A 20,207-nucleotide genomic window follows, 5' to 3' on the forward strand; every position below is an offset into this window, starting at 1 on the left:
TTTGATGCCCTTTACGAAACGCGGTTCCGCTCCACGGTCAACTGCGCATAGGGCGAGCCGCCGCCCGCCATCTCGCCGGAGACCTTCTTCTCCCACTGAAAGCCGAGCACCGCCCCTTCGGAGGTCTCCTGGAACACGTTGTCGGTGATGACGGCAGTCCCCGCGCCATCGGCGACCGAAACGGCGCATCCCACGGGCGCCTTGCGCACCACATTGCCTGTCACAACGACGTTGCGCAGATACGGCCCCCAGCCGATCTGCAGGCCCCAGCGCGGCGCGCCTTCGATCACATTGCCTGAAATCAGCGTGTCGGCCTCCGCCGCGATGCCGATGCCGAAGCCGACCTCGTGCTGATAGGGGCCGCGCAGCGTCAGGTTGCGCACGACATTGCCGGTGACGCTCGCCAGCCGGCCGCCCTCGTCGAAATTGGCGATCGAGATGCCGTTTGCCGCCCCGTCGATCATATTGGCGGAAACGACGGCGCCCTCGAAGGCGAATTCGACATAGATCGCCGTCTCGCCGGAACGCCGGCACTGATTGCTGCTGATCTGGATGTCAGAGGCCGAATTGGCGCGGATCGCCGTGAAGGCGCAATCGGAGATCTGGTTGTTCATTACCATCACGCCGTCGGCGCGGAAGATGTTGATGCCGTTGCCGTTTTGCCCGGTGCCGCCGTCATTGGCGCGGATATTGGAGATGCGGTTGCCGGAGACGACAGTGCCGTCCTCCGCCTTTTTCCAGCGATGCACCAGGATGCCGCCATTGCCGCAATCCAAAACCGTGTTGCCGGTGACCGAGAGGGTGGTGGAATCCACCGCGTAAAGCCCGGATTGGGCAGCCCCCGAAATGCGGCTGCGCTCGATCCGCCCGCCGCAGCGCTCCAGTTGCAGCCCGTGCTTGCGGCTGCCGCCGATCTCGCAATTGTCGATCAGCACCTCGTCGACACCGGTAAACTGCAAAAGCCCGCCGGCATAGTCGCCAAGTCTGCGGTTGCCGCCGTCGATGACGAGATTGGAAAGCTCGATGCGCCGCACGTTCTCGGCCGAAAACAGATGGCCTTCGCCGGTATAGACGATCCGCGAGGCGCCCGGCACGCCTGATATGCGCGTATTGTCGGGCAGGGTGAGATTGGAGACCCGGTAGGTGCCGGGCGGCAGGAACACCGGCACGTTCTCGCGCGCCGCCTGTTCGATCATCTGCTGCAGGTTGCGGGTCTTGCGGTTGCCGCTTTCGGGAATGGCGCGATAGTCCACCGCGTCGATCGCCCCGCGCAGATCGGGCTGAGCGGCCGCAGTCAGCGGCGAGGCAAGCGTGCGCGAAGCCCCTCCCGCAACGGCCGAGGCGGCAAAAAAGAAAAGCATGTCGCGGCGTGAGGGCATCCGGGGATCACTTGTCATAACGCGCCCGTAGCAGGAAACGTGCCAGGCGGGCATGCATTCTTTTGGCACAGGCTGGGCGAAGGCGAATGAAATTGCCGTTATGGCCGAGGCCGACGGCAGGATCTCGCCGCTTATATTGTCGTCTTGTTCACCCTTTCATTTAAGCAAGCCGAAGGAAATGAGGACTACTTTGAAGGGAATTTCAATGATGACGAGTGCGGGATACGGCCTTCGGCCGGCGGGGAGAATGGCATCATGCACGAATTGGGTGCCAGGCGATGGGAATCAACCGATGCCCTGACGGCCGAAACGCGACGCATCGTCGCCGCGACGGAGGCAATGATGGCATCGACCGCCCACCACCTCTCCGAGGGCATCGAGAACCTGCGCCTCAAGGCGATCGTCCACGAACTTCCGGATTTCCTCTACGTCAAGGATCGTGACAGCCGCTTCGTCTTCGCCAACGCCGTCACCGCCAGCAGCCTCGGCCTGGAGCGCGCCGATCTGATCACCGGCAAACGCGACTTCGACCTGTTCGATTTCGAGACGGCGCGCCGCCATTTCGACATCGAGCAGCAGATCATGGCGACGGGCGAAGCCCGCATCGACATGGAGGAATCCTACGTCCTTCCCGGCAGCAGAAGACCGATATGCCGGCTGACCTCGAAGATACCGCTGCGCAACGATCGCGGCGAGATCGTCGGCCTGATCGGCGTTTCCCGTGATATCACCGAACGCAAGCGCCAGGAGGATCTGCATCGCGGCCAGGCGAGCCTGCTCGAAATGATCGCCCGCAACGAGCCGTTGCCAATGATCCTCGAGGCCCTCGTGCTGATGATCGAGGCGCAGCTGGATGGGATTGACGGATCGGTGCTGCTGCTCGACGGCGAGGGCACCAGGCTCTATCACGGCGCCTCTCCCAATCTGCCCGGCGGCTACAGCCGCCTGATCGATGGCGTCACGATCGGCCCCAAGGTCGGCTCCTGCGGCACTGCGGTGTGGCGCGGCCAGACGGTGATCGTCGAGGATGTGACGATCGATCCGCTGTGGGAGGATTTCCGCGCGATGATCGCGCCGTTCGGCTTCCGCTCCTGCTGGTCGACGCCGATCGCCACCTCGCAGAACAACGTGCTCGGCACGTTCGCGCTCTATTCCCGGGAAGTCCGCCGTCCCACCGAGCACGAGATGACGCTGGTGGCGCTTGCCACCCATATCGCCGGCATCGCCATCGAGCGCAAACGTGTCGACGACCGCATCCATTTCATGGCCCATCATGACGATCTGACGGGCCTGCCGAACCGCGCCTTCCTCAAGGAGCGGCTGGCGAGCATCCTCGACCAGGCCCGGCGCAACAACCGCAAGGTGACCGTGGCCTATATCGATCTCGACAATTTCAAGGACATCAACGACGGCCGCGGCCATGCCGCGGGCGACGAGGTTCTGAAAGAGACCGCCGCCCGCATGGCCAACAGCGTCAGGGCGTCCGATATGGTAGTGCGCCTCGGCGGCGACGAATTCCTCGTGGTGCTCGTCCACCAGTCGAGCCATGATGCCGGCATCACACGCCGCCTTCGCGATCTGCAAAAGGCGATCAACCGGCCGATCCGCGGCGCGAACGGCGAGATCACCGTCACCTCGAGCATCGGCGTTGCCGCCTTCCCCTTCGATGGCGCGACCTCGGAAGAGCTTCTGGCCAATGCCGACCGCGCCATGTACCGCGCCAAGGAACTCGGCCGCAACACATTGCAGCATCACGATGGCGGCGGCACGCCTGTGGGAATGCCGCTCGGCGAGCAGGAGGAGCTGCACCAGGCGATCACCGGCCACCAGCTGTTCCTGCAATACCAGCCGCAGGTCGATGTCGCCACCGGCCGCATCACCGGGCTCGAGGCGCTGGTGCGCTGGAACCATCCGGCAAAGGGCAGGGTGCCGCCGGTCAATTTCATTCCGCTCGCCGAAGAGACCGGCCTCATCGTTCCCCTCGGCCTCTGGGTGCTGAACGAGGCCTGCCGCCAGGCGCGCCACTGGCAGGAAATGGGCCTGGCGCCGCTCACGATCGCCGTCAACGTCTCGGCCAAGCAGTTCGCCGATCCGGATTTCGCAACCCATGTCGCCGAGGCGCTGGAGCGCCACCGCCTGCAGTCCCGCTGGCTGGAGCTGGAGGTCACCGAAAGCGTGGTGATGCAGAATGCCGAACGGGCGCTCGCCATGATGGAAACGCTGCGGGGGCTTGGCGTGCGCCTGTCGATCGACGATTTCGGCTCCGGTTATTCCAGCCTGGCGGCGCTGAAGACCTTCCCCTTCGATCGCCTGAAGATGGACCGCTCGCTGGTCGAGGCCCTGCCGGGCGACAAGACCGCCGTCGCCATCGCCTCGGCGGTCATTTCGCTGGCGCAGACGCTGAAGCTCTCGGTTCTCGCCGAAGGCGTCGAAACCGACGCCCAGATGGATTTCCTGCGCCAGGCGCACTGCGAGGAGGCGCAAGGCTTCCGCTTCTCCAAACCGGTTTCGCCGGAGGAGATCCCGGCATTGCTGCGGGCGCGTAGTCTCTAGTGCATGTCGCTCAAAAGTGTGCAGCGGTTTTGGGAGAAAGACATGCACAAAAGGAAACATTGAAAGACGTCGCATCGATCAGGTCGATGTGAGGTCTTTCAAACCTTATTTGACAAGCTTGCCGATCGCCTCGATCTCGTTGGTCCATATGCCCGCCGCATAGTCCTCAGGCAGCCGCGCCAGTTGCGAGGGGTCGTCGATGCCTGTGGAGAAATCGCTGACGCGATAGGGGCCGAGCACGAAAACCTCGGTCCCGGCATCCGCCATCCGGTCGAGAAAACGATCCGGCCAGCCCCAGAGCCACGGCGCGATATTGATCGGCACCAGCATCATCGCATGTCTGCATTCCTCCGGCAGCAGGCCGGTCCAGCCATAGCCGATGTAGCCGAACAGGCAGCCCTTCAGGCTCTTGCGCGAGGCGGTCTTGATATCGGGCACGAGCCGGCGGAGCACGTCGATCGGCTCGTCGCCGCCATAAACGATGATCTCGGCCCGTCGCTCAATGGAAAGCCTGTTGAGCACGGCGGCGAGCTTTTCACCCTCGGAAGGATCGCGGCTCTTGATGTTGATGAGGAAGCGCCGATCCGGAAAACTCGACAGCACCTCGGCAAGCGTCGGCATCATGCCGATGCCCCGGCCGCGAAAGGGAAAGGTCTTGCCGCCATCGGCGGTGTAACCATAGCCGATGTCGAGCCTCTTCATGTCAGCCATCGAATGCTCGCGCGTGACGCCGTGCCCGTCGGTTCGGCAGCCGAGCGTCCAGTCGTGAAAGACGGCGAACTGCCCATCCGTCGTCGGATGCACGTCGATCTCGACGATATCGGCGCCGGCCGCAAAGCCTGCCTGCATCGACGGGATGGTGTTTTCCAGATAGTCGTGTTTCGGCGGCAGCATGCGGCTTGCCGTACAGGTGTCGTTCTTGAGATCGGTTTCGTCGAACCGCTGGGCGATGCCGCGATGGGCGAGCAGCACCGGTTTTCCCGGCCGATGTTCGGCAAGCAGGCTTGTATTGGTGAGGTAAATGCCCGCCGAAGCGAGCGCGATCGCCGCCGCGCAATAGAAAAGCTTCCTGCCCAATGCCGATCCCCCTGGTTGCATCGCAAGGGTTAGAAAGCGATTCTGGTTGTTCTTGGGCTGTTTTCCGGCTTTTCTATGCTGTGGCAACAATGAGTCTGATCGCTATGGAATTTGACGACGACGAGCTCATCCATTTCGAAGCGCATGGCGCCGCCCCGTTGCCGCCGGCCGTGGTCGAAGGGCATGTCGCGCATGACGGCGCCCGCATCTGGTATGCGAGCTATGGCTCTGGCCCACCCGTCATTCTGCTGCATGGCGGCCTCGGCCACAGTGGCAACTGGGGCCACCAAGTCCCGGCACTCTTGCGCCGCGGCCGCCGCGTCGTGCTGATCGACAGCCGCGGCCATGGAAGAAGCACCCGCGATTCCCGTCCTTATAGCTATGAGCTGATGGCTTCAGATGTGCTCGCCGTCATGGACGCACTGCATGTCGAAAAGGCTGCGATCGTCGGCTGGAGCGACGGCGCCTGCATCGCTTTGATCCTCGCCATGGCGGCGCCGTCCCGGGTCGAGGGCGTCTTCTTCTTCGCCTGCAACATGGATCCGAGCGGCACGCGGGAATTCGTTCCGACCCCGGTCATCGACCGATGCTTCAGCCGACACGCCAAGGATTATGCGGCGCTTTCCACCACGCCGGATGATTTTAATCCATTCGTCGAAGCGGTCAGCCTGATGATGCGAACGGAGCCGAATTATCAGGCCGCCGACTTGGGCCTGATCCGCGTGCCGGTCGCGATCGTGCTTGCCGAGCACGACGAATTCATCAAGCCGGACCATGCCGAATATCTTGCCCGCAGCATTCCGAACGCTGAGATGATCTATCTCAACGGTGTCAGCCATTTCGCGCCGCTGCAGCGGCCGTCGCAATTTAATGCCGCTGTGGAATCCTTCCTCGATGGAATAGGGTCGTGACGATCGCCGGCGTTCAGCCGCGGCGCATTCGCCAGTCCCTTCTTCCCGCCCTCTGGCCTCGCGCCCATTTCCCGCTATCTCTCTTTTCATGAGACCTGATGCGCTGCTTTATCCCGCCCCGGAGGGGCTCTATTGCCCGGAAGGCGGCTTTTATGTCGATCCGGTGCGGCCCGTCGAGCAGGCGCTCGTCACCCACGGCCATTCGGACCATGCCCGCCCCGGCCATGTGAACGTGCTTGCCACCCGCCAGACGCTCGACATCATGCGCTTGCGTTACGGCGACGGTTTCTGCGCCAGCGAGCAGGCGGCAGCCTTCGGCGAGGAGCTGCTGGTCAACGGCGTCAAGGTAAGTTTTCACCCGGCCGGCCATGTGCTCGGCTCCGCTCAGATCGCCATCGAGAAGAACGGCACCCGCATCGTCGTCTCCGGCGACTACAAACGCCGCCCCGACCCGACCTGCGCCGCCTATGTGCCGGTTGCCTGCGATGTCTTCATCACCGAGGCGACCTTCGGCCTGCCGGTCTTCCATCATCCCGATCCGATGGACGAGACGGCCAAGCTCTTGGCATCGCTGCGGCAATTTCCCGAGCGTACCCATCTCGTCGGCGCCTATGCCCTCGGCAAGGCCCAGCGCGTCATCCGGCTGCTGCGCGATGCCGGTTATGCCGAACCGATTTACATCCATGGCGCCATGGAAAAACTCTGCGACTATTACATCGAGCAGGGCATCGATCTCGGCGAGCTGCTGCCGGCGACGATCGAAAGCCGCGACAAGTCCGCCTTCAGGGGGGCGGTCGTCATCGGCCCGTCATCGGCCTTCGCCGACCGCTGGGCCCGGCGCTTCAACGAGCCGCTGCCGGCCTTCGCCTCCGGCTGGATGATGGTGCGCCAGCGCGCCAAACAGCACGGCGTCGAACTGCCGCTCGTCATCTCCGATCATTGCGACTGGCCGGAACTGACCGAAACGATCCGGGAACTGCATCCGGCCGAGGTCTGGGTGACGCATGGCCGCGAGGAGGCCCTGGTGCGCTGGTGCCACTTGCAGGGCATCAAGGCGAAGCCGCTGCATCTGGTGGGTTATGAGGATGAGGGGGATTGAGGAGATGAGCTGCAACCTGCGCCCAAACCCCTCCCCAACCCCTCCCCACAAGGGGGAGGGGCTAACCCGTGGCGCCGCCTCGCAAACTAGGCCTGCTGCATGCCCTGCGCTGGAAGATGAATGCGGCGAGGGCCGCGCGTTAAGTCCCTCCCCCTTGTGGGGAGGGGTTGGGGAGGGGCCTTGGTCCCAGGGCGGGATGCACCCATGAAAGCCTTCGCCGATCTCCTCGACCGCCTGGTGCTGACCCCCAGCCGCAACGGCAAGCTGAAGCTGCTCACCGACTATTTTCGCGACACGCCGGATCCGGACCGCGGCTACGGCCTTGCCGCCATTGCCGGCACGCTGGAGGTGCGCAACGTCAAGCCCGCCATGCTGCGCGAGCTGGTGCTGGAGCGCATGGACGAGGTGCTGTTTCGCTATTCCTACGACTATGTCGGCGATCTTGCCGAAACCATCTCGCTGGTCTGGGACAATGAGAGGGATATCGACCGCTCGGCACTTGCCCAGCCGCGTCTCGGCGAGGTCGTCACCGGTATGAATGCCCTCGGCCGCACCGAAGTGCGCAGCTACGTCCGCGATCTTCTCGACCGGCTGGATTCGTCCGGCCGTTTCGCCTTCATCAAGCTTGCCACCGGCGCCATGCGCATCGGCGTTTCCGCCCGCCTTGCCAAGCAGGCGCTCGCCGATCTCGGCGACAAGGACGTCACCGAGATCGAAACCCTCTGGCATGGCCTGCAGCCGCCCTATGAGACGCTGTTCGAATGGCTGGCGGATGGCGGCGAAAAGCCGGTGCTGGCCACCCCGGCGATCTTCCACTCCGTCATGCTCGCCAATGCGGTGGAGGAGGGGGATCTGACCGGTCTCGATCCAGTGAATTATGCCGCCGAATGGAAATGGGACGGCATCCGCGTCCAGCTCTCCCGCTCCGGCGACAGGCGCAAGATCTATTCCCGCTCCGGCGACGACATATCAGGCGCCTTTCCCGATATTCTCGACGCAATCAGTTTTTCCGGCGTCGTCGACGGCGAGCTGCTGGTCGGCGGCACCGCCCGCTCCAACAGCCCGACCCGCACCTTCTCCGACCTGCAGCAGCGCCTGAACCGCAAGACGGTGACGGCAAAGATGCTTGGCGATTACCCCGCCTTCATCCGTACCTATGACCTGCTCTTCGATGGCGACGACGATGTCCGCGGCCGCACCTATGTCGATCGCCGCGATCGGCTGACCGAGATCATCGACCGCGCCCCGCACGACCGTTTCGATCTCTCGCCGCTCGTGCTGTTCTCGTCGTGGGAAGAGCTCGATACTCTGCGCGCCGCGCCGCCCGATCCGGTCATCGAAGGCGTGATGATCAAGCGCCGCGACAGCGTCTACCAGGCCGGCCGCATGAAAGGCCCCTGGTTCAAGTGGAAGCGCAACCCCTATAATGTCGATGCGGTGCTGATGTATGCCCAGCGTGGCCACGGCAAGCGCTCCAGTTACTATTCCGATTTCACCTTCGGCGTCTGGGCCGATGACGAGGACGGCGAACAGCTGGTGCCCGTCGGCAAGGCCTATTTCGGCTTCACCGATGCCGAGCTCGAGGTGCTCGACAAATTTGTGCGCAACAATACCACCGAGCGTTTCGGCCCGGTGCGCGCGGTGCGCGCCGACAAGGATTTCGGCTTCGTCGTCGAAGTGGCCTTCGAGGGCATCAACCGTTCGACCCGGCACAAATCGGGGGTCGCCATGCGCTTCCCCCGCATCGCCCGCCTTCGCCCCGACAAACCCTCCTACGAGGCCGACCGGCTGCGCACGCTGATCGCCATGATCGAGGCCAAGCCGGCGTGAAGTTGCAAGCCCTGCGCAACAATGACGCAGGGCAATATTTTCAACAGCATGTGTATTGGCGGCAACGATCTTCCGGTGCAGATTCTGCGTGCCGGGGAAATGATGGATGCTGCGTTATGAGCTCGCGTGAACGAAATTCCCTTTTCCTCCAGCGCCGTGCCGTGCTGGCGGGTCTCGCCGGTGCACTTATCCTGCCGCGCATGGCGGCCGCTTTCGATGTCCCGGACGAGCCGCGCCTTGCCAAGCGCGACTATGCCAAGGTCCGCCACCAGTTCCGCACCAAGCTTTTGCAGAAGGGCCCGGCGCCCGACAAATACGAACCGCTCAATGCGCCTGCCGATGCCGACAAGATCTTCTACCGCTCGGGTTACGGCGAGCTGGAACTGGCGGCCTGGGTCTCGAAATACAAGCGCGAGCGCGCCGCCAGGCCGGCGGTGCTCTTCCTGCACGGTGGCAACGCCATGGGCATCGGCCACTGGCAGCTGATGAAGCCCTATATGGATGCTGGTTACGTCGTGATGATGCCGTCGTTGCGCGGTGAAAACGGCCAGATGGGCAATTTCTCCGGCTTCTACGACGAGGTCGACGACGTGCTCGCCGCCACCGAGCGCCTGGCGCATCTGCCGGGGGTCGATCCCGAGCGCCTGTTCATCGCCGGCCATAGCATCGGCGGCACGCTGACCATGCTGACGGCGATGACCACCCACAAATTCCGCGCCGCTGCACCGATTTCAGGCAACCCCGATGCCTTCCGCTTCTTCAACCGCTATCCGCAGGACATCCGTTTCGACGATAGCAACGCGCATGAATTCGAGGTGCGTTCGGCGCTGTGTTACGCCCACAGCTTCAAATGCCCGGTCCGCGTGGTCCACGGCACCGAGGAGCCGCATTTCAACGACCGCGCCGATCTGCTGGCCCGCCGCGCCCGCGGCGCCGGCGTTCATATCGAAACGGAAACCGTCGCCGGCAATCACACCTCGGCGCTGCCGGCCGAGATCGAACAGAGCATCCGCTTCTTTCACGGAGTGGCGGCCTGAGTTTCGCCGTTACCGGCGAAAGCGATTAAGTGTGACGGATGATTGATCCGCGATCCCGCCACCGATGGCGGCGGGCTCATCGTTTCCTGATCTTGCCTTTCCCACCCCAACGCCAGCTTCGCGCCAGCCGCAGATGCCATCGTTCCGGCAGATATCGCTGTCTCGCCGATCGTTGATAAGGGTGGTTCCATGAATTTTCTGCGCCGGGTCTTCCCGTTTGCCGGGCTCGTGATTGCGGTTGCGTCGCTGAGCGGCTGCAACATCCTCATTCCCGATGTCGCCGCCGATTCGCCCGCCCGCTTCGTCCAGGAAACTTCGCCGGTCTTCTATCAGCCGCCCGGCGTCGATCCGCGCCGGGTGCGGCCGATCCCTGATCAGCCGGTGCCGCAGACGCGCGAACTCTACAAGACCCAGTTCCACCAGACCTATGGCCTGCCGGTGACCAATCCGGTGCATATGGCGATGTACGGACAGCAGCGTGACGAGGATTTCACCCTGCCGGCGATCCCGGTCAGCCGTGTGCAGCCGCAGTTCCTGCGCCAGGAGGTCGATTATCAGACGACCGAGCGTCCCGGCACCGTGGTCATCGATACCAAGACGCATTTCCTCTATTTCGTCGAGGGCAACGGCAAGGCGATGCGCTATGGCGTCGGCCTCGGCCGCGACGGTTACGCCTGGTCGGGCCGCGGCGTCATCCAGTGGAAGCAGAAATGGCCGCGCTGGACGCCGTCGGTCGAAATGGTCTCGCGCCAGCCTGAAGTCCGCCCGTTCGGGGCGGAGAATGGCGGCATGAATCCGGGGCTGATGAATCCGCTCGGCGCCCGCGCCATGTATATCTTCAAAGACGGGCAGGATACGCTCTACCGCGTCCACGGTACACCCGACTGGCAGTCGATCGGCAAGGCCACCTCGTCGGGCTGTGTGCGCATGCTGAACCAGGACGTCATCGATCTTTACGACCGCGTTCCTGCCAGGGCCGAGATCGTTGTGATGTAGCGCTGCAACAGCGCGGCCCATATCGTCTGCTCCAGGCTGGACACGTCTGCGTGAAGCTATGGTTTATTTAACGCAAGCCGATAGATCTTTTGATCTTGTTATCGGCATTGGACGAATCACCGGTTTAACCGGCGTCTCGTCCGGCTTCCCGCATCAGAGGAAATCAGTCCCGCGTCATGAGCTTCGATAGACATCTTTCCCGCCGCAGCTTTCTTTCCTTTTCGGCGTTGACCGCAGCCTCCGCGCTTGCCGGCTGCGCCTCCTCAGCCAACACCGTGACATCAGGCGATACGACGATCACTTACCGTTCGCCCATGCGCCTGTTCCAGTCCCCGGGTGCGTCGAGCGTGCCGAGTGGGGCCGAGCTTGCCGTCATGTATGGCCCCATCGAAGACGGCGGCTTTCTCATTCCAGCCGTTCCCTACGAGCAGATCGATCCGCGCTATTATCGCCAGCGCGTCGTCGATCCCACCGGCCAGCCCCCCGGCACCATCGTCGTCGATACGCCGTCGCGCTTCCTCTATCTCGTCCAGGGCGATGGCATGGCGATGCGTTACGGCGTCGGCATCGGCCGCGAGGGTTTCGCCTGGCAGGGGTCGGGCGTCATCCAGTGGCGTCAGAGATGGCCGCGCTGGAAGCCGCCGAACGAGATGGTTGCCCGCCAGCCGGAACTCGTCAAATATTCGATCGAGAACGGCGGCATGGAGCCGGGTCTGAAGAACCCGCTCGGCGCCCGCGCGCTCTATATCTTCTCGAACGGAGAGGACACGCTCTACCGCCTGCACGGCAATCCCGATTGGCGCTCGATCGGCAAGGCCGTCTCGTCAGGCTGCGTGCGGCTGATGAACCAGGATATCATCGATCTCTACGACCGCGTTCCCACCAAGGCGCCCATCGTCGTCTGGCAATGATCGTCACCGAGGCGGCCGCAATCCGGCCGCCTCGGATCGATCGCTTTTCCCGGGCAAGCGGTTGCTTTGCCCCGGGGAAAAGGGTGCTTTGCCCCTGGGGAAAAGGGTGCTTTCCCCGGGGGGCAAGAGCTTCATTTTGCGCCCGCGAGAGAATTATTTTCCGAAATACCATTGCTTAATTCGGTAAATATCCTACATGGTGCGTATCGAATTGCTTGCGACCTTTGTCCACGCGCTTGAGCGCTCCGTCAGATATCCTCTCAACATCGATACGGCTTGTCGGATATCTTTCCGCAGGCGAACACAAACGGTTGAAAAGGAGATCGTTATGAATTCAGGCGTCGTAAAGTGGTTCAATGGCACCAAGGGTTTTGGCTTCATTCAGCCCGATGATGGTTCTACGGACGTTTTTGTCCATATTTCAGCGGTCGAACGCGCCGGCATGCGCGAACTCGTTGAAGGTCAGAAGATCCGCTACGATCTCGTCCGCGACAAGAAGTCCGGCAAGAATTCGGCCGACAACCTTCAGGCCGCATGATTTGTCATTCGCCTCTGCTGACCATGAATATGGCAGCGGGCTGGCCATGTGCTGGCAGCAAGCTGACCACGGATGTACTGGCAGCGAGCTACCGATACCGGCGGCGGGCTGAGTGACTGGAAGAGGTCGGGTACCAGCCCGGCCTTTTTGCTTTGATCGCAGGCTTTTGCGGAATGCCCGGTCGTTCCTGAGTGACCCCCGGTCGTTCTGATTGACCGATTGAGCAGCCGAAGAGTCGAAGGGACGCTGAAATGGGCAGACCAAACTATGAAGTCGGCGACATGATCGTGCTGAAATCCGGCCTTACCCGCACGGCGAAAGCCGACAAGCGGTGCCGGATCTCCAGCATCCTGCCCAACGACCACGGGCATGTGCAATATCGCGTCCAGTTCGACGCGGAGAATTTCGAGCGCCGCATCACTGAGGCCGACATCGATACCGGTGAATCTCCGTCGAGGGCTTCCCCCGAGGCGGCGGCCAAGTCCGACGGCGCCGAGCCCTGGCTGAAGTTTTCGAGCATTAAAATCGGGAAGTAGTTCCGGGTTTTTTATTTTGGCCCGGGTTTTTTATTTTGGACAGTGCGGCCTCGCCGCCGCAACAGGAAGGATATCGTTTTGCAGGTACTCGTCAGAGATAACAATGTCGATCAGGCGCTCCGCGTACTCAAGAAAAAGATGCAGCGGGAAGGCTTGTTCCGGGAAATGAAGGCGCGCAGCGCCTTTGAAAAGCCGTCCGAGAAGCGCGCCCGCGAAAAGGCCGAGGCCATTCGCCGCCAGCGCAAGCTTGCCCGCAAGAAGCTGCAGCGCGAAGGTCTGCTGCCGGCACCGAAGAAGGTTCTGCGCCCCACCCGCTAATTCCGGGCGTGGCATCACGGCCTACCGTGGCATCACGGATTAACCGCGGCAATCACGGTTCAGCCGTGAATCATGGTTTCTGCCGTGGAGCCATGGCTTGCAGCGCCGCGCGTCTTTTCCAGACGCGCAAGGGGGCTGTAACACTTGCATTTCAGCATAATTCCTTGAACCGATTCCGATTTGAGGAACTATGCAGTAGAGCCGCCATCACCTGGGAAAGGGGCACATGACCGCCACCAAGGGAGAATTCTTCAATCCCGCCAAGCTTTCGTCTCGCGACAAGGCGGAAGCGACCGATCACACGGCACGCGCCATTATCGCCGCCGAGGCATCGGCCCGTGACAAGAAGACGGAGAAGCTGAAAGCGCTGCGTTTGCAGCAGGAGGCCGATGCTGAACCTAAGGCGGCGCCTGCGAAGAAGCGCCGGTCGCCGGCTAAGCCGCGGCCCTGATTTCTCGGCGCGCACGCCGGCTCTACCGGGTGCCGGCTCTACGGGGTGAATGCGTTCAGCCGCTCGTGCTGGCCCGCCCGAGATTGCCCCGCAGCCGATGCAGCATGTCGCGCATCTCGGCCATTTCCTCAAGCGTGCAGCCTGCGGCTTGCCCGATCGCCCCCATGATCGTATCGATCTCCCCCTTCATTGCCTCACCTTGCGGGGTCAGCGACACGATCACCTGCCGTTCGTCGCGCAGGTCGCGGATGCGTTTGAGCAGCCCGCTCTGTTCCAGCCGTTTCAACAGCGGCGACAGCGTGCCGGAATCGAGATCCAGCTGCTCGCCGATCGTCTTGACCGGCAGTTCGCCGCGTTCCCACAGCACCAGCATCACCAGATATTGCGGATAGGTCAGGCCGACCCTGTCGAGGATGGGCTTGTAGGCGCGGGTGAAAGCATGCGCTGTCGCGTAGACCGCGAAGCACAACTGCTTTTCCAGCCGCTTCTCCTCTTGCGGTATCTCCATCGTCTTCGTCGTTTGCGCTTTCATATCCATCATCCCTGAGACGCTGATTGTCCTCTTTTCGAATCCGAAATGCAATTTGCAAAATTCACTTGCGTACAATTTAATTGTGCGATAATAAAAATCCAACCCGATCGAAGGGCTCAACCAAAGGAGATTGTCATGCCTATTCTCTATACGACCAAAGCCTCTGCCACCGGCGGTCGCGCGGGCCGCGCCGTTTCCGAAAACGGCGTTCTGGACGTGACGCTGACCGTTCCCAAGGAGCTCGGTGGTGACGGCGCAACCGGTACCAATCCCGAACAGCTTTTCGCTGCTGGCTACTCCGCCTGCTTCCTCGGTGCATTGAAATTTGTCGCGGGCCAGCAGAAGGTCAAGATTCCCGAGGACACGACGGTCTCCGCCAAGGTCGGCATCGGCCCGCGTGAAGATGGCGGCGGCTTCGGCATCGAAGTGGCGCTGACAGTCAACATCCCGGGTCTCGACCGCGAGACCGCTGAAAAGCTCGCAGCCGCAGCCCACATCGTCTGCCCTTATAGCCACGCCATGCGCACCTCGACCGAAGTCCCGGTCACCGTCGCCTGATCGGGGCAATTCCCAGCAAAAGTGCGGGAGCAGCTTCTGTCTTCGACCGGACACCGTCGCGCTTCTGCTCCTGAGACGAACGCAGTACAGCCCAGCCCAGGAAATCGGTGAGGTCAGCCCCTCATCCGGCTGCCGCCACCTTCTCCCCGCTCGCGGGGCGAAGGGGATATCCCGCGACCTCTCCGTTCCCCCACAGGCCTCTCGCGGGGCACGTTCCCTCTCCCCGTTTTTACGGGGAGAGGGTTAGGGTGAGGGGCAGCCATCGGAGCGAGCTGGATCGCCATCGGCTTGCTCTATTCGTCCGTTGCCCGTCCGCCGTGACGAGGTCGGCGTTCAGCCCGGCCGGCCCCGGCGTTTCTATCGTCATTTATGACAGCGCCTGCAGATCCTCCCGCAGCCGGGCTGCGCCGCCTTCCGGCAGCTTTCCGTCAATCATCGCATGTGTGCATTCCCAGATCGGCAGTGCTTTCGCCAGCACCGCCTTGCCGTCAGGGGTGAGGCTCAGCAGCCGGCCGCGCCTGTCTCTGGGGTTCTCCATCACCTTTACCCAGCCCTTGCGCTGCAACGGCTTCAGCGCCGCCGTCAGCGTCGTCTGGTCCATGGCGAGCAGGGCGGCGACCGGTCCCATCGGCGGCGGCTCGGGCCGGTTCAGCGACATCATCAGCGAAAACTGCCCGTTGGTCAGCCCTGCCGGCCTCAGCGCGTCGTCGAACAGCCGGGCAAGTGCGCGCGCCGCCCGCTGCACATGCAGGCAGAGGCAGGTGTCGCGCACCATCAGCGTCGTGGAAAAGGGAATCTCGATCGAATTTGACATGCTCCATTTCTATTGATATCAATGTATTTAGTCAAGGAGAAGGAGATGAGCCGGCTTCACCGGCAAGCGCCGGAGGAGGGCGCATTTCATGCAGAACGAGGTTGTTTCCCGCGAAGAATGGCTCGAAGCCCGCCGTGCCCTGCTGGCAAAGGAGAAGGAGGCGACGCGGCTGCGCGACAGCGTCAACGCCGCCCGTCTGGCGATGCCCTGGGTAAAGGTCGACAAGGATTATGTCTTCGAAACGCCCGACGGCAGGAAGTCGCTCGCCGATCTCTTCGACGGCCGCAGCCAGTTGCTGATCTATCATTTCATGCTTGGCCCGGATTGGGATGCCGGCTGCACCGGCTGCTCCTTCCTGTCGGATCATGTCGATGGCGCCCTGCCGCATCTGAACCATCATGACGTTACCTGGGTCGCCGTTTCGCGCGCGCCGCTCGACAAGATCGCCGCCTACAAGCAGCGCATGGGCTGGCAATTTCCCTGGGTCTCTTCCTTCGGCAGCGATTTCAATTTCGATTATCACGTTTCTTTCAGCCCCGAGGATCTTGCCAAAGACAAGGTGTTTTACAATTTCACACCTATGCAGCCCGCTGATGCCAATGACGAACTGCCGGGCCTCAGCGCTTTCTACCGCAACGACAAGGGCGAGGTCTTCCATACCTATTCGAGTTATGCCCGCGGGCCGGAAGAACTGATCGGCACCCTGATGATGCTCGACCGCGCGCCGAAGGGCCGCAACGAGGACAGCACGATGAATTTCGTGCGACGCCACGACGAATATGAGGAGGCCGCCAAGGCGCCATCCTGCTGTCACTGACAAACGCCACCAGCGCTCAAGGGAGAAGAGGACGATGAAGACCGCTGAAGTGCTGAAGGAACATTCCTTCCTGGAAAGACTGGTCGGCAACTGGACCGTCACCGCACCCGACATGACGGGTAGCGAGCCCTGGACGGAAACCGTCCGCTCACTGCACGGCATCTGGTTCGTCGCCGAAGGGACCGGCCGCATGCCTGATGGCAAAGAGGCGACCAGCATCCTGACGCTCGGCTACAACGCCGCAAAAAGCAAATACGTCGGCAGCTGGATCGGCAGCATGATGGACTATATGTGGGTCTATGAGGGCGAGCTCGACGCGTCAGGCAATGTGCTGGACCTCTATACGACAGGTCCCGACTTCAACAGCGAGGGGCTTGCCGATTATCGCGAGCAGATCATCTTCACCGACGCCGATCACCGCACCTTCATCTCCAGCGCCAAGCAGCCTGACGGTTCCTGGAAGCAGTTCATGGAAGCACATTACGCCCGCAAGATCTGACAATCGCGGCGCTCAACCTTGAAAAGGAGGTTTCGAAAAAGAGGCCTTGGCAAAAGGGCGTCGAAAAAGGGAGAGTATGATGTCTGAGACGCATGGAAAGTTCATCTGGTGCGAGTTGATGACCCCCGACACATCGGCTGCCGCGAAATTCTATAGCTCGGTCGTCGGCTGGACCACCTCCGAAATGAAAATGGAGGGCATGCCCACCTATACGATCTTCGAGGCGAACGGCGTCGGCGTAGCCGGTCTGATGGAATTTCCGGCCGAACTCGAAGGCAAGGGCATTCCACCGAACTGGACGGGTTATGTCGATGTCGACGACGTCGACCAGTCGGCCAAGGATTTCGCCGCCAATGGCGGTTCGGTCCGCCGTCCGCCGGACGACATCCCGACCATCGGCCGCTTCGCCGTCGTCGCCGATCCGCATGGCGCGGTGCTCTGCATCATGACGCCGGCGCCGATGGAGAAGCCCATGCCGGAATTGGCCTTCGACGCACCCGGCAATATCGGCTGGCGCGAACTCTATGCCGGCAATGGCAAAGAGGCGCTGGCCTTCTATTCCAAGCTGTTCGGCTGGACGAAGGACAGTGAATTCGACATGGGCCCGATGGGTGTCTATTATCTTTTCGCCCATAACGGCCGGCAGACCGGCGGCATGATGACCAAGCCGGAAAACATGCCGATGACCTTCTGGTGCTATTATTTCATCGTGCCGACCCTCGACGCCGCGATCGAACGTGTCACCTCAGGCGGCGGCAAGGTCGTCAACGGCCCGATGGAAGTCCCCGGCGGCAGCTGGATCATCCAGGCCACCGACCCACAAGGCGCCTTCTTCTGCCTGGTCGCGCCGAAGCGGTAGGTTTTCTAGGCGTGGCAGCGTGCGGCAGGACCCTCATAAGGCTGCCGCCGCTGCCTTTCCGTCAGAACTTGTAGCTGGTCCCGAAGAGGACCTTGTCCTGCGTGGCGCCGACCTCACCGATGGTCGATCCGAAGTCCTTGTTGCCGAAATCGGAATGGCGATATTCGGCGCGCACCAGGATATTGTCGGTGACCGCATGTTCGATGCCGCCGCCGGCCGTCCAGCCGATCAGGATGCCGTCCTTCTTTCCAGCGGCGGGAATGTCGACCTTGCCGCCGCCGGCTGCCACGCCTGCCGTTGCAAAGAACAGGGTTCGATCCCAAGCGTAACCTACCCGAGCTCGGCCGGAAGCATCCCATTCGAGGTTCGCATTGTCATTTTTCTCGAAGTTGTAGTTAAAGTCGTTCTCGATGCCGTAGACGATATTTCCAGATTGGAAATTATAGCCGGCATGCAGGCCGGATGTGCCGCTGTCGATATCCTGATCCGAGCCGAGGATCGTTGCCTGGCTCCAGGAATATCCGCCCTGGGCGCCGAGATAGAAGCCCGACCAGTCATAGGCCGAAGATACTTGCCCGGCGGACGGCGCCGGCGGCGTTTCATAGGTGAGATCAGCGGCAACGGCAGGAACGGCAACGGAAAGCGTCAGGGCGGCGCAGGCGACTAATCTGATATGCATGGAGATGCCTCGTGTTCATGGGAAGAAAAGCCGAGAGAGCGATTGCGACACTCGGCTCTCAAGAAACCATGCCCCGCGCCGGTGTTGCGGAGTGTCCTTTAACATTGAGATTTGTTGCGAACCCTCGCAAAGGACGGGGCGGCGCGGCACGCCCCGTCGCCCATCACGCGCCTGATCCCACCGAAGCGAAAAACCCTTCCGGGCTCTCTACCTCCACCAGCCGCTTCCTCTCGATCAGCCAGAATCGGTTTCCCACCGCCCGCACGAAACTGCGGTCGTGCGAGACCAGCAGGCAGCTCGCTTCGTGCGCCATCAACTCGCTCTCCAGCGCCTCCTGTCCGTCGATGTCGAGGTGGTTGGTCGGTTCGTCGAGCAGGGTGAAGTTCGGCTCCGTCAGCCGCAGCACCAGCATGCCGAGCCTGGCCTTCTGGCCGCCGGAGAGCTGGCCGATCGGTTTTGCCTGCATGTCGATCGTCATGCCGGCGCCCGCCAGCAACGCCCGCGCCCGCTGGTCGCCGACATCGAAGCGGCGGATGATCGTGCCGATCGGCGTGTCGGTGTCGGCAAGATCGGCAAGCGCTTGGTCGCCATAGCCGAGTACCAGCGAAGGCGTCGCCTTGATGCTGTCCCGCGCCGTCTCGGGTCTTTCGATCGCCTGCTTCAGCATCGACACCAGCCGCGACTTGCCGGCGCCGTTGAGGCCGAGCAGCACGATGCAGTCACCCTGGCAGATGAACTGCCGGCCGGTCTTGAACAGCAGCGTTCCATCCGGCGTCGTCACCGCCGCATCCTCCAGCGTCACCAGCACCTTGGCATGGGTGCCGCGATTGGCAAGCCGGATGGCGCCGGCCGAGCGTTCCAGATGCGCCGGTTTTGCCGCGTCCTCCAGCTTTTCCGCCCGCTGCTTGAGTTGCTGCGTCTTGACGACGAGCAGATCGCTGCCGGAGTTGATGCCGATATTGTTGAGCTTGGCGGCCTGCTTGCGTAATTGCTCCGCCACCTTCATGTCGCGCTCGTAGCGCCGGGCTTCGGAAGCGTCGGCCTCGTCGAGGGCGGCGCGCGCCCTTGTATAGGGCAGGGCGAAGACCGGCGATTGCTCGGGCCGCAGGAACAGAGTCCGGTTGGTCGTCGCATCGAGAAAGGCGCGATCGTGGCTGGACAGGATGACCGGCACGTCGCGCGGCAGCGCATTCAGCCAGGCCTCCAACTGCGCGATCTTTTCGAGGTCGAGATGATTGGTCGGCTCGTCGAGCAGGAGCACGTCGGGTTCGCTTACCCAGGTGCGGGCAAGCATGGCAAGCCGCTGCCAGCCGCCGCTCAACTGCTTCAGCAGCCGGCCGCGCATGGCCTCCGGCACGTCGAGCGACTCCAGCACCACGTCGACCCGCCAGCTCTCGCTTTCGGCCTGGTCGGCCGGCAACGCCTGCAGCACCGCATCGTAGAACGGCGTGTCGAAAAGGGCAGGGGGCACATTTTGCGCGACATGGCCGACGGTCAGCCCGCGCGCCTTGGTGATCTCGCCCTCGCTCGGCTCCAGCGCGCCGGTGATGCAGGCAAGCAGCGTCGATTTCCCCCGCCCGTTGGCGGCGACGAGGCCGATGCGGTCGCCGGCGTTGACGACGAGATTGAGCTTGGAAAACAAGGGATTGCCCAGCGTCACGCCGAGATTGCGGATATTGATGAGTGTCATGATCGTTCTCTGGTCTTGACCGGGTATCAAGCGCGGTCCGGGGCGTTCAGCCATCACGGGATTGCGCGGTTCGGACCCGGGAAATGAGAGGAATGCGCGCTGTCAGCTACGGCGCCGCATTGG

General features: G+C 62.5%; 21 protein-coding genes. 15 read left to right on the top strand and 6 right to left on the bottom strand.

Annotation, left to right across the window (positions count from 1 at the left end; all coding sequences use genetic code 11):
• Positions 1-11: 11 nt before the first annotated feature.
• Positions 12-1,379: a TIGR03808 family TAT-translocated repetitive protein gene (locus RL_RS06720; RefSeq protein WP_028741591.1), complete on the bottom strand. Its 1,368-nt coding sequence runs from the start codon at positions 1,377-1,379 to the stop codon at positions 12-14.
• A gap of 255 nt (positions 1,380-1,634) precedes the next feature.
• On the opposite strand from RL_RS06720, the gene RL_RS06725 reads away from it, so the two are divergent.
• Positions 1,635-3,932, top strand: a complete 2,298-nt coding sequence (locus RL_RS06725) for a sensor domain-containing protein (RefSeq protein WP_011651009.1) — start codon at positions 1,635-1,637, stop codon at positions 3,930-3,932.
• A gap of 105 nt (positions 3,933-4,037) precedes the next feature.
• Here RL_RS06725 and RL_RS06730 read toward each other — a convergent pair whose 3' ends face one another.
• A complete protein-coding gene (locus RL_RS06730) occupies positions 4,038-5,009 on the bottom strand; it encodes a glycerophosphodiester phosphodiesterase family protein (RefSeq protein WP_011651010.1) in 972 nt (323 codons plus the stop codon).
• A gap of 104 nt (positions 5,010-5,113) precedes the next feature.
• On the opposite strand from RL_RS06730, the gene RL_RS06735 reads away from it, so the two are divergent.
• From RL_RS06735 to RL_RS06780, 10 genes are all read left to right on the top strand, one after another.
• Complete coding sequence (locus tag RL_RS06735) at positions 5,114-5,920, top strand: alpha/beta fold hydrolase (protein ID WP_011651011.1); 807 nt, start codon at positions 5,114-5,116, stop codon at positions 5,918-5,920.
• Positions 5,921-6,008: 88 nt separating this feature from the next.
• Positions 6,009-7,019, top strand: a complete 1,011-nt coding sequence (locus tag RL_RS06740) for a ligase-associated DNA damage response exonuclease (RefSeq protein ID WP_011651012.1) — start codon at positions 6,009-6,011, stop codon at positions 7,017-7,019.
• A 204-nt stretch (positions 7,020-7,223) separates the two neighbouring features.
• Complete coding sequence (locus RL_RS06745) at positions 7,224-8,849, top strand: cisplatin damage response ATP-dependent DNA ligase (RefSeq protein ID WP_011651013.1); 1,626 nt, start codon at positions 7,224-7,226, stop codon at positions 8,847-8,849.
• Between the two features lie 116 nt (positions 8,850-8,965).
• A complete protein-coding gene (locus tag RL_RS06750; protein ID WP_028741585.1) occupies positions 8,966-9,886 on the top strand; it encodes an alpha/beta hydrolase family protein in 921 nt (306 codons plus the stop codon).
• Between the two features lie 189 nt (positions 9,887-10,075).
• On the top strand, positions 10,076-10,882 hold the full coding sequence (locus RL_RS06755; protein WP_011651015.1) for a L,D-transpeptidase: 807 nt from the start codon (positions 10,076-10,078) through the stop codon (positions 10,880-10,882).
• Positions 10,883-11,058: 176 nt separating this feature from the next.
• Entirely contained in the window at positions 11,059-11,793 is a 735-nt protein-coding gene (locus RL_RS06760; protein ID WP_003557650.1) for a L,D-transpeptidase, read from the top strand.
• Between the two features lie 328 nt (positions 11,794-12,121).
• The gene (locus RL_RS06765; RefSeq protein ID WP_003546468.1) at positions 12,122-12,331 is read left to right on the top strand and encodes a cold-shock protein; all 210 of its coding nucleotides are present in this window, start codon (positions 12,122-12,124) and stop codon (positions 12,329-12,331) included.
• 251 nt (positions 12,332-12,582) lie between these two features.
• The gene (locus RL_RS06770) at positions 12,583-12,867 is read left to right on the top strand and encodes a hypothetical protein (protein WP_011651016.1); all 285 of its coding nucleotides are present in this window, start codon (positions 12,583-12,585) and stop codon (positions 12,865-12,867) included.
• A 78-nt stretch (positions 12,868-12,945) separates the two neighbouring features.
• Positions 12,946-13,185, top strand: a complete 240-nt coding sequence (gene rpsU / locus RL_RS06775) for a 30S ribosomal protein S21 (RefSeq protein WP_003546477.1) — start codon at positions 12,946-12,948, stop codon at positions 13,183-13,185.
• Between the two features lie 226 nt (positions 13,186-13,411).
• On the top strand, positions 13,412-13,636 hold the full coding sequence (locus tag RL_RS06780; RefSeq protein ID WP_011651017.1) for a hypothetical protein: 225 nt from the start codon (positions 13,412-13,414) through the stop codon (positions 13,634-13,636).
• Positions 13,637-13,691: 55 nt separating this feature from the next.
• Here the strand turns inward: RL_RS06780 and RL_RS06785 are convergent, their stop codons facing one another.
• Positions 13,692-14,177 carry a MarR family winged helix-turn-helix transcriptional regulator gene (locus RL_RS06785; protein ID WP_011651018.1) on the bottom strand — a complete coding sequence of 162 codons (486 nt, stop codon included), beginning with the start codon at positions 14,175-14,177 and terminating at the stop codon, positions 13,692-13,694.
• Between the two features lie 126 nt (positions 14,178-14,303).
• Here RL_RS06785 and RL_RS06790 point away from each other — a divergent pair, with 126 nt between their 5' ends.
• A complete protein-coding gene (locus RL_RS06790; RefSeq protein WP_003546481.1) occupies positions 14,304-14,726 on the top strand; it encodes an organic hydroperoxide resistance protein in 423 nt (140 codons plus the stop codon).
• A 367-nt stretch (positions 14,727-15,093) separates the two neighbouring features.
• Here RL_RS06790 and RL_RS06795 read toward each other — a convergent pair whose 3' ends face one another.
• Complete coding sequence (locus tag RL_RS06795) at positions 15,094-15,540, bottom strand: MarR family winged helix-turn-helix transcriptional regulator (protein ID WP_011651019.1); 447 nt, start codon at positions 15,538-15,540, stop codon at positions 15,094-15,096.
• A gap of 88 nt (positions 15,541-15,628) precedes the next feature.
• Here RL_RS06795 and RL_RS06800 point away from each other — a divergent pair, with 88 nt between their 5' ends.
• The 3 genes from RL_RS06800 (at position 15,629) to RL_RS06810 (ending at position 17,715) form a co-directional block, all read left to right on the top strand.
• A complete protein-coding gene (locus RL_RS06800) occupies positions 15,629-16,357 on the top strand; it encodes a DUF899 domain-containing protein (RefSeq protein ID WP_011651020.1) in 729 nt (242 codons plus the stop codon).
• A 34-nt stretch (positions 16,358-16,391) separates the two neighbouring features.
• Positions 16,392-16,856 carry a DUF1579 domain-containing protein gene (locus tag RL_RS06805; protein WP_011651021.1) on the top strand — a complete coding sequence of 155 codons (465 nt, stop codon included), beginning with the start codon at positions 16,392-16,394 and terminating at the stop codon, positions 16,854-16,856.
• Between the two features lie 79 nt (positions 16,857-16,935).
• On the top strand, positions 16,936-17,715 hold the full coding sequence (locus tag RL_RS06810) for a VOC family protein (protein ID WP_011651022.1): 780 nt from the start codon (positions 16,936-16,938) through the stop codon (positions 17,713-17,715).
• 61 nt (positions 17,716-17,776) lie between these two features.
• Here RL_RS06810 and RL_RS06815 read toward each other — a convergent pair whose 3' ends face one another.
• Both RL_RS06815 and RL_RS06820 read right to left on the bottom strand, forming a co-directional pair.
• On the bottom strand, positions 17,777-18,394 hold the full coding sequence (locus tag RL_RS06815) for an outer membrane protein (RefSeq protein ID WP_011651023.1): 618 nt from the start codon (positions 18,392-18,394) through the stop codon (positions 17,777-17,779).
• A 163-nt stretch (positions 18,395-18,557) separates the two neighbouring features.
• A complete protein-coding gene (locus RL_RS06820; protein WP_041936230.1) occupies positions 18,558-20,084 on the bottom strand; it encodes an ABC-F family ATP-binding cassette domain-containing protein in 1,527 nt (508 codons plus the stop codon).
• Between the last annotated feature and the right edge of the window lie 123 nt (positions 20,085-20,207).

The organism is Rhizobium johnstonii 3841 (assembly GCF_000009265.1).
GTDB lineage: Bacteria > Pseudomonadota > Alphaproteobacteria > Rhizobiales > Rhizobiaceae > Rhizobium > Rhizobium acaciae.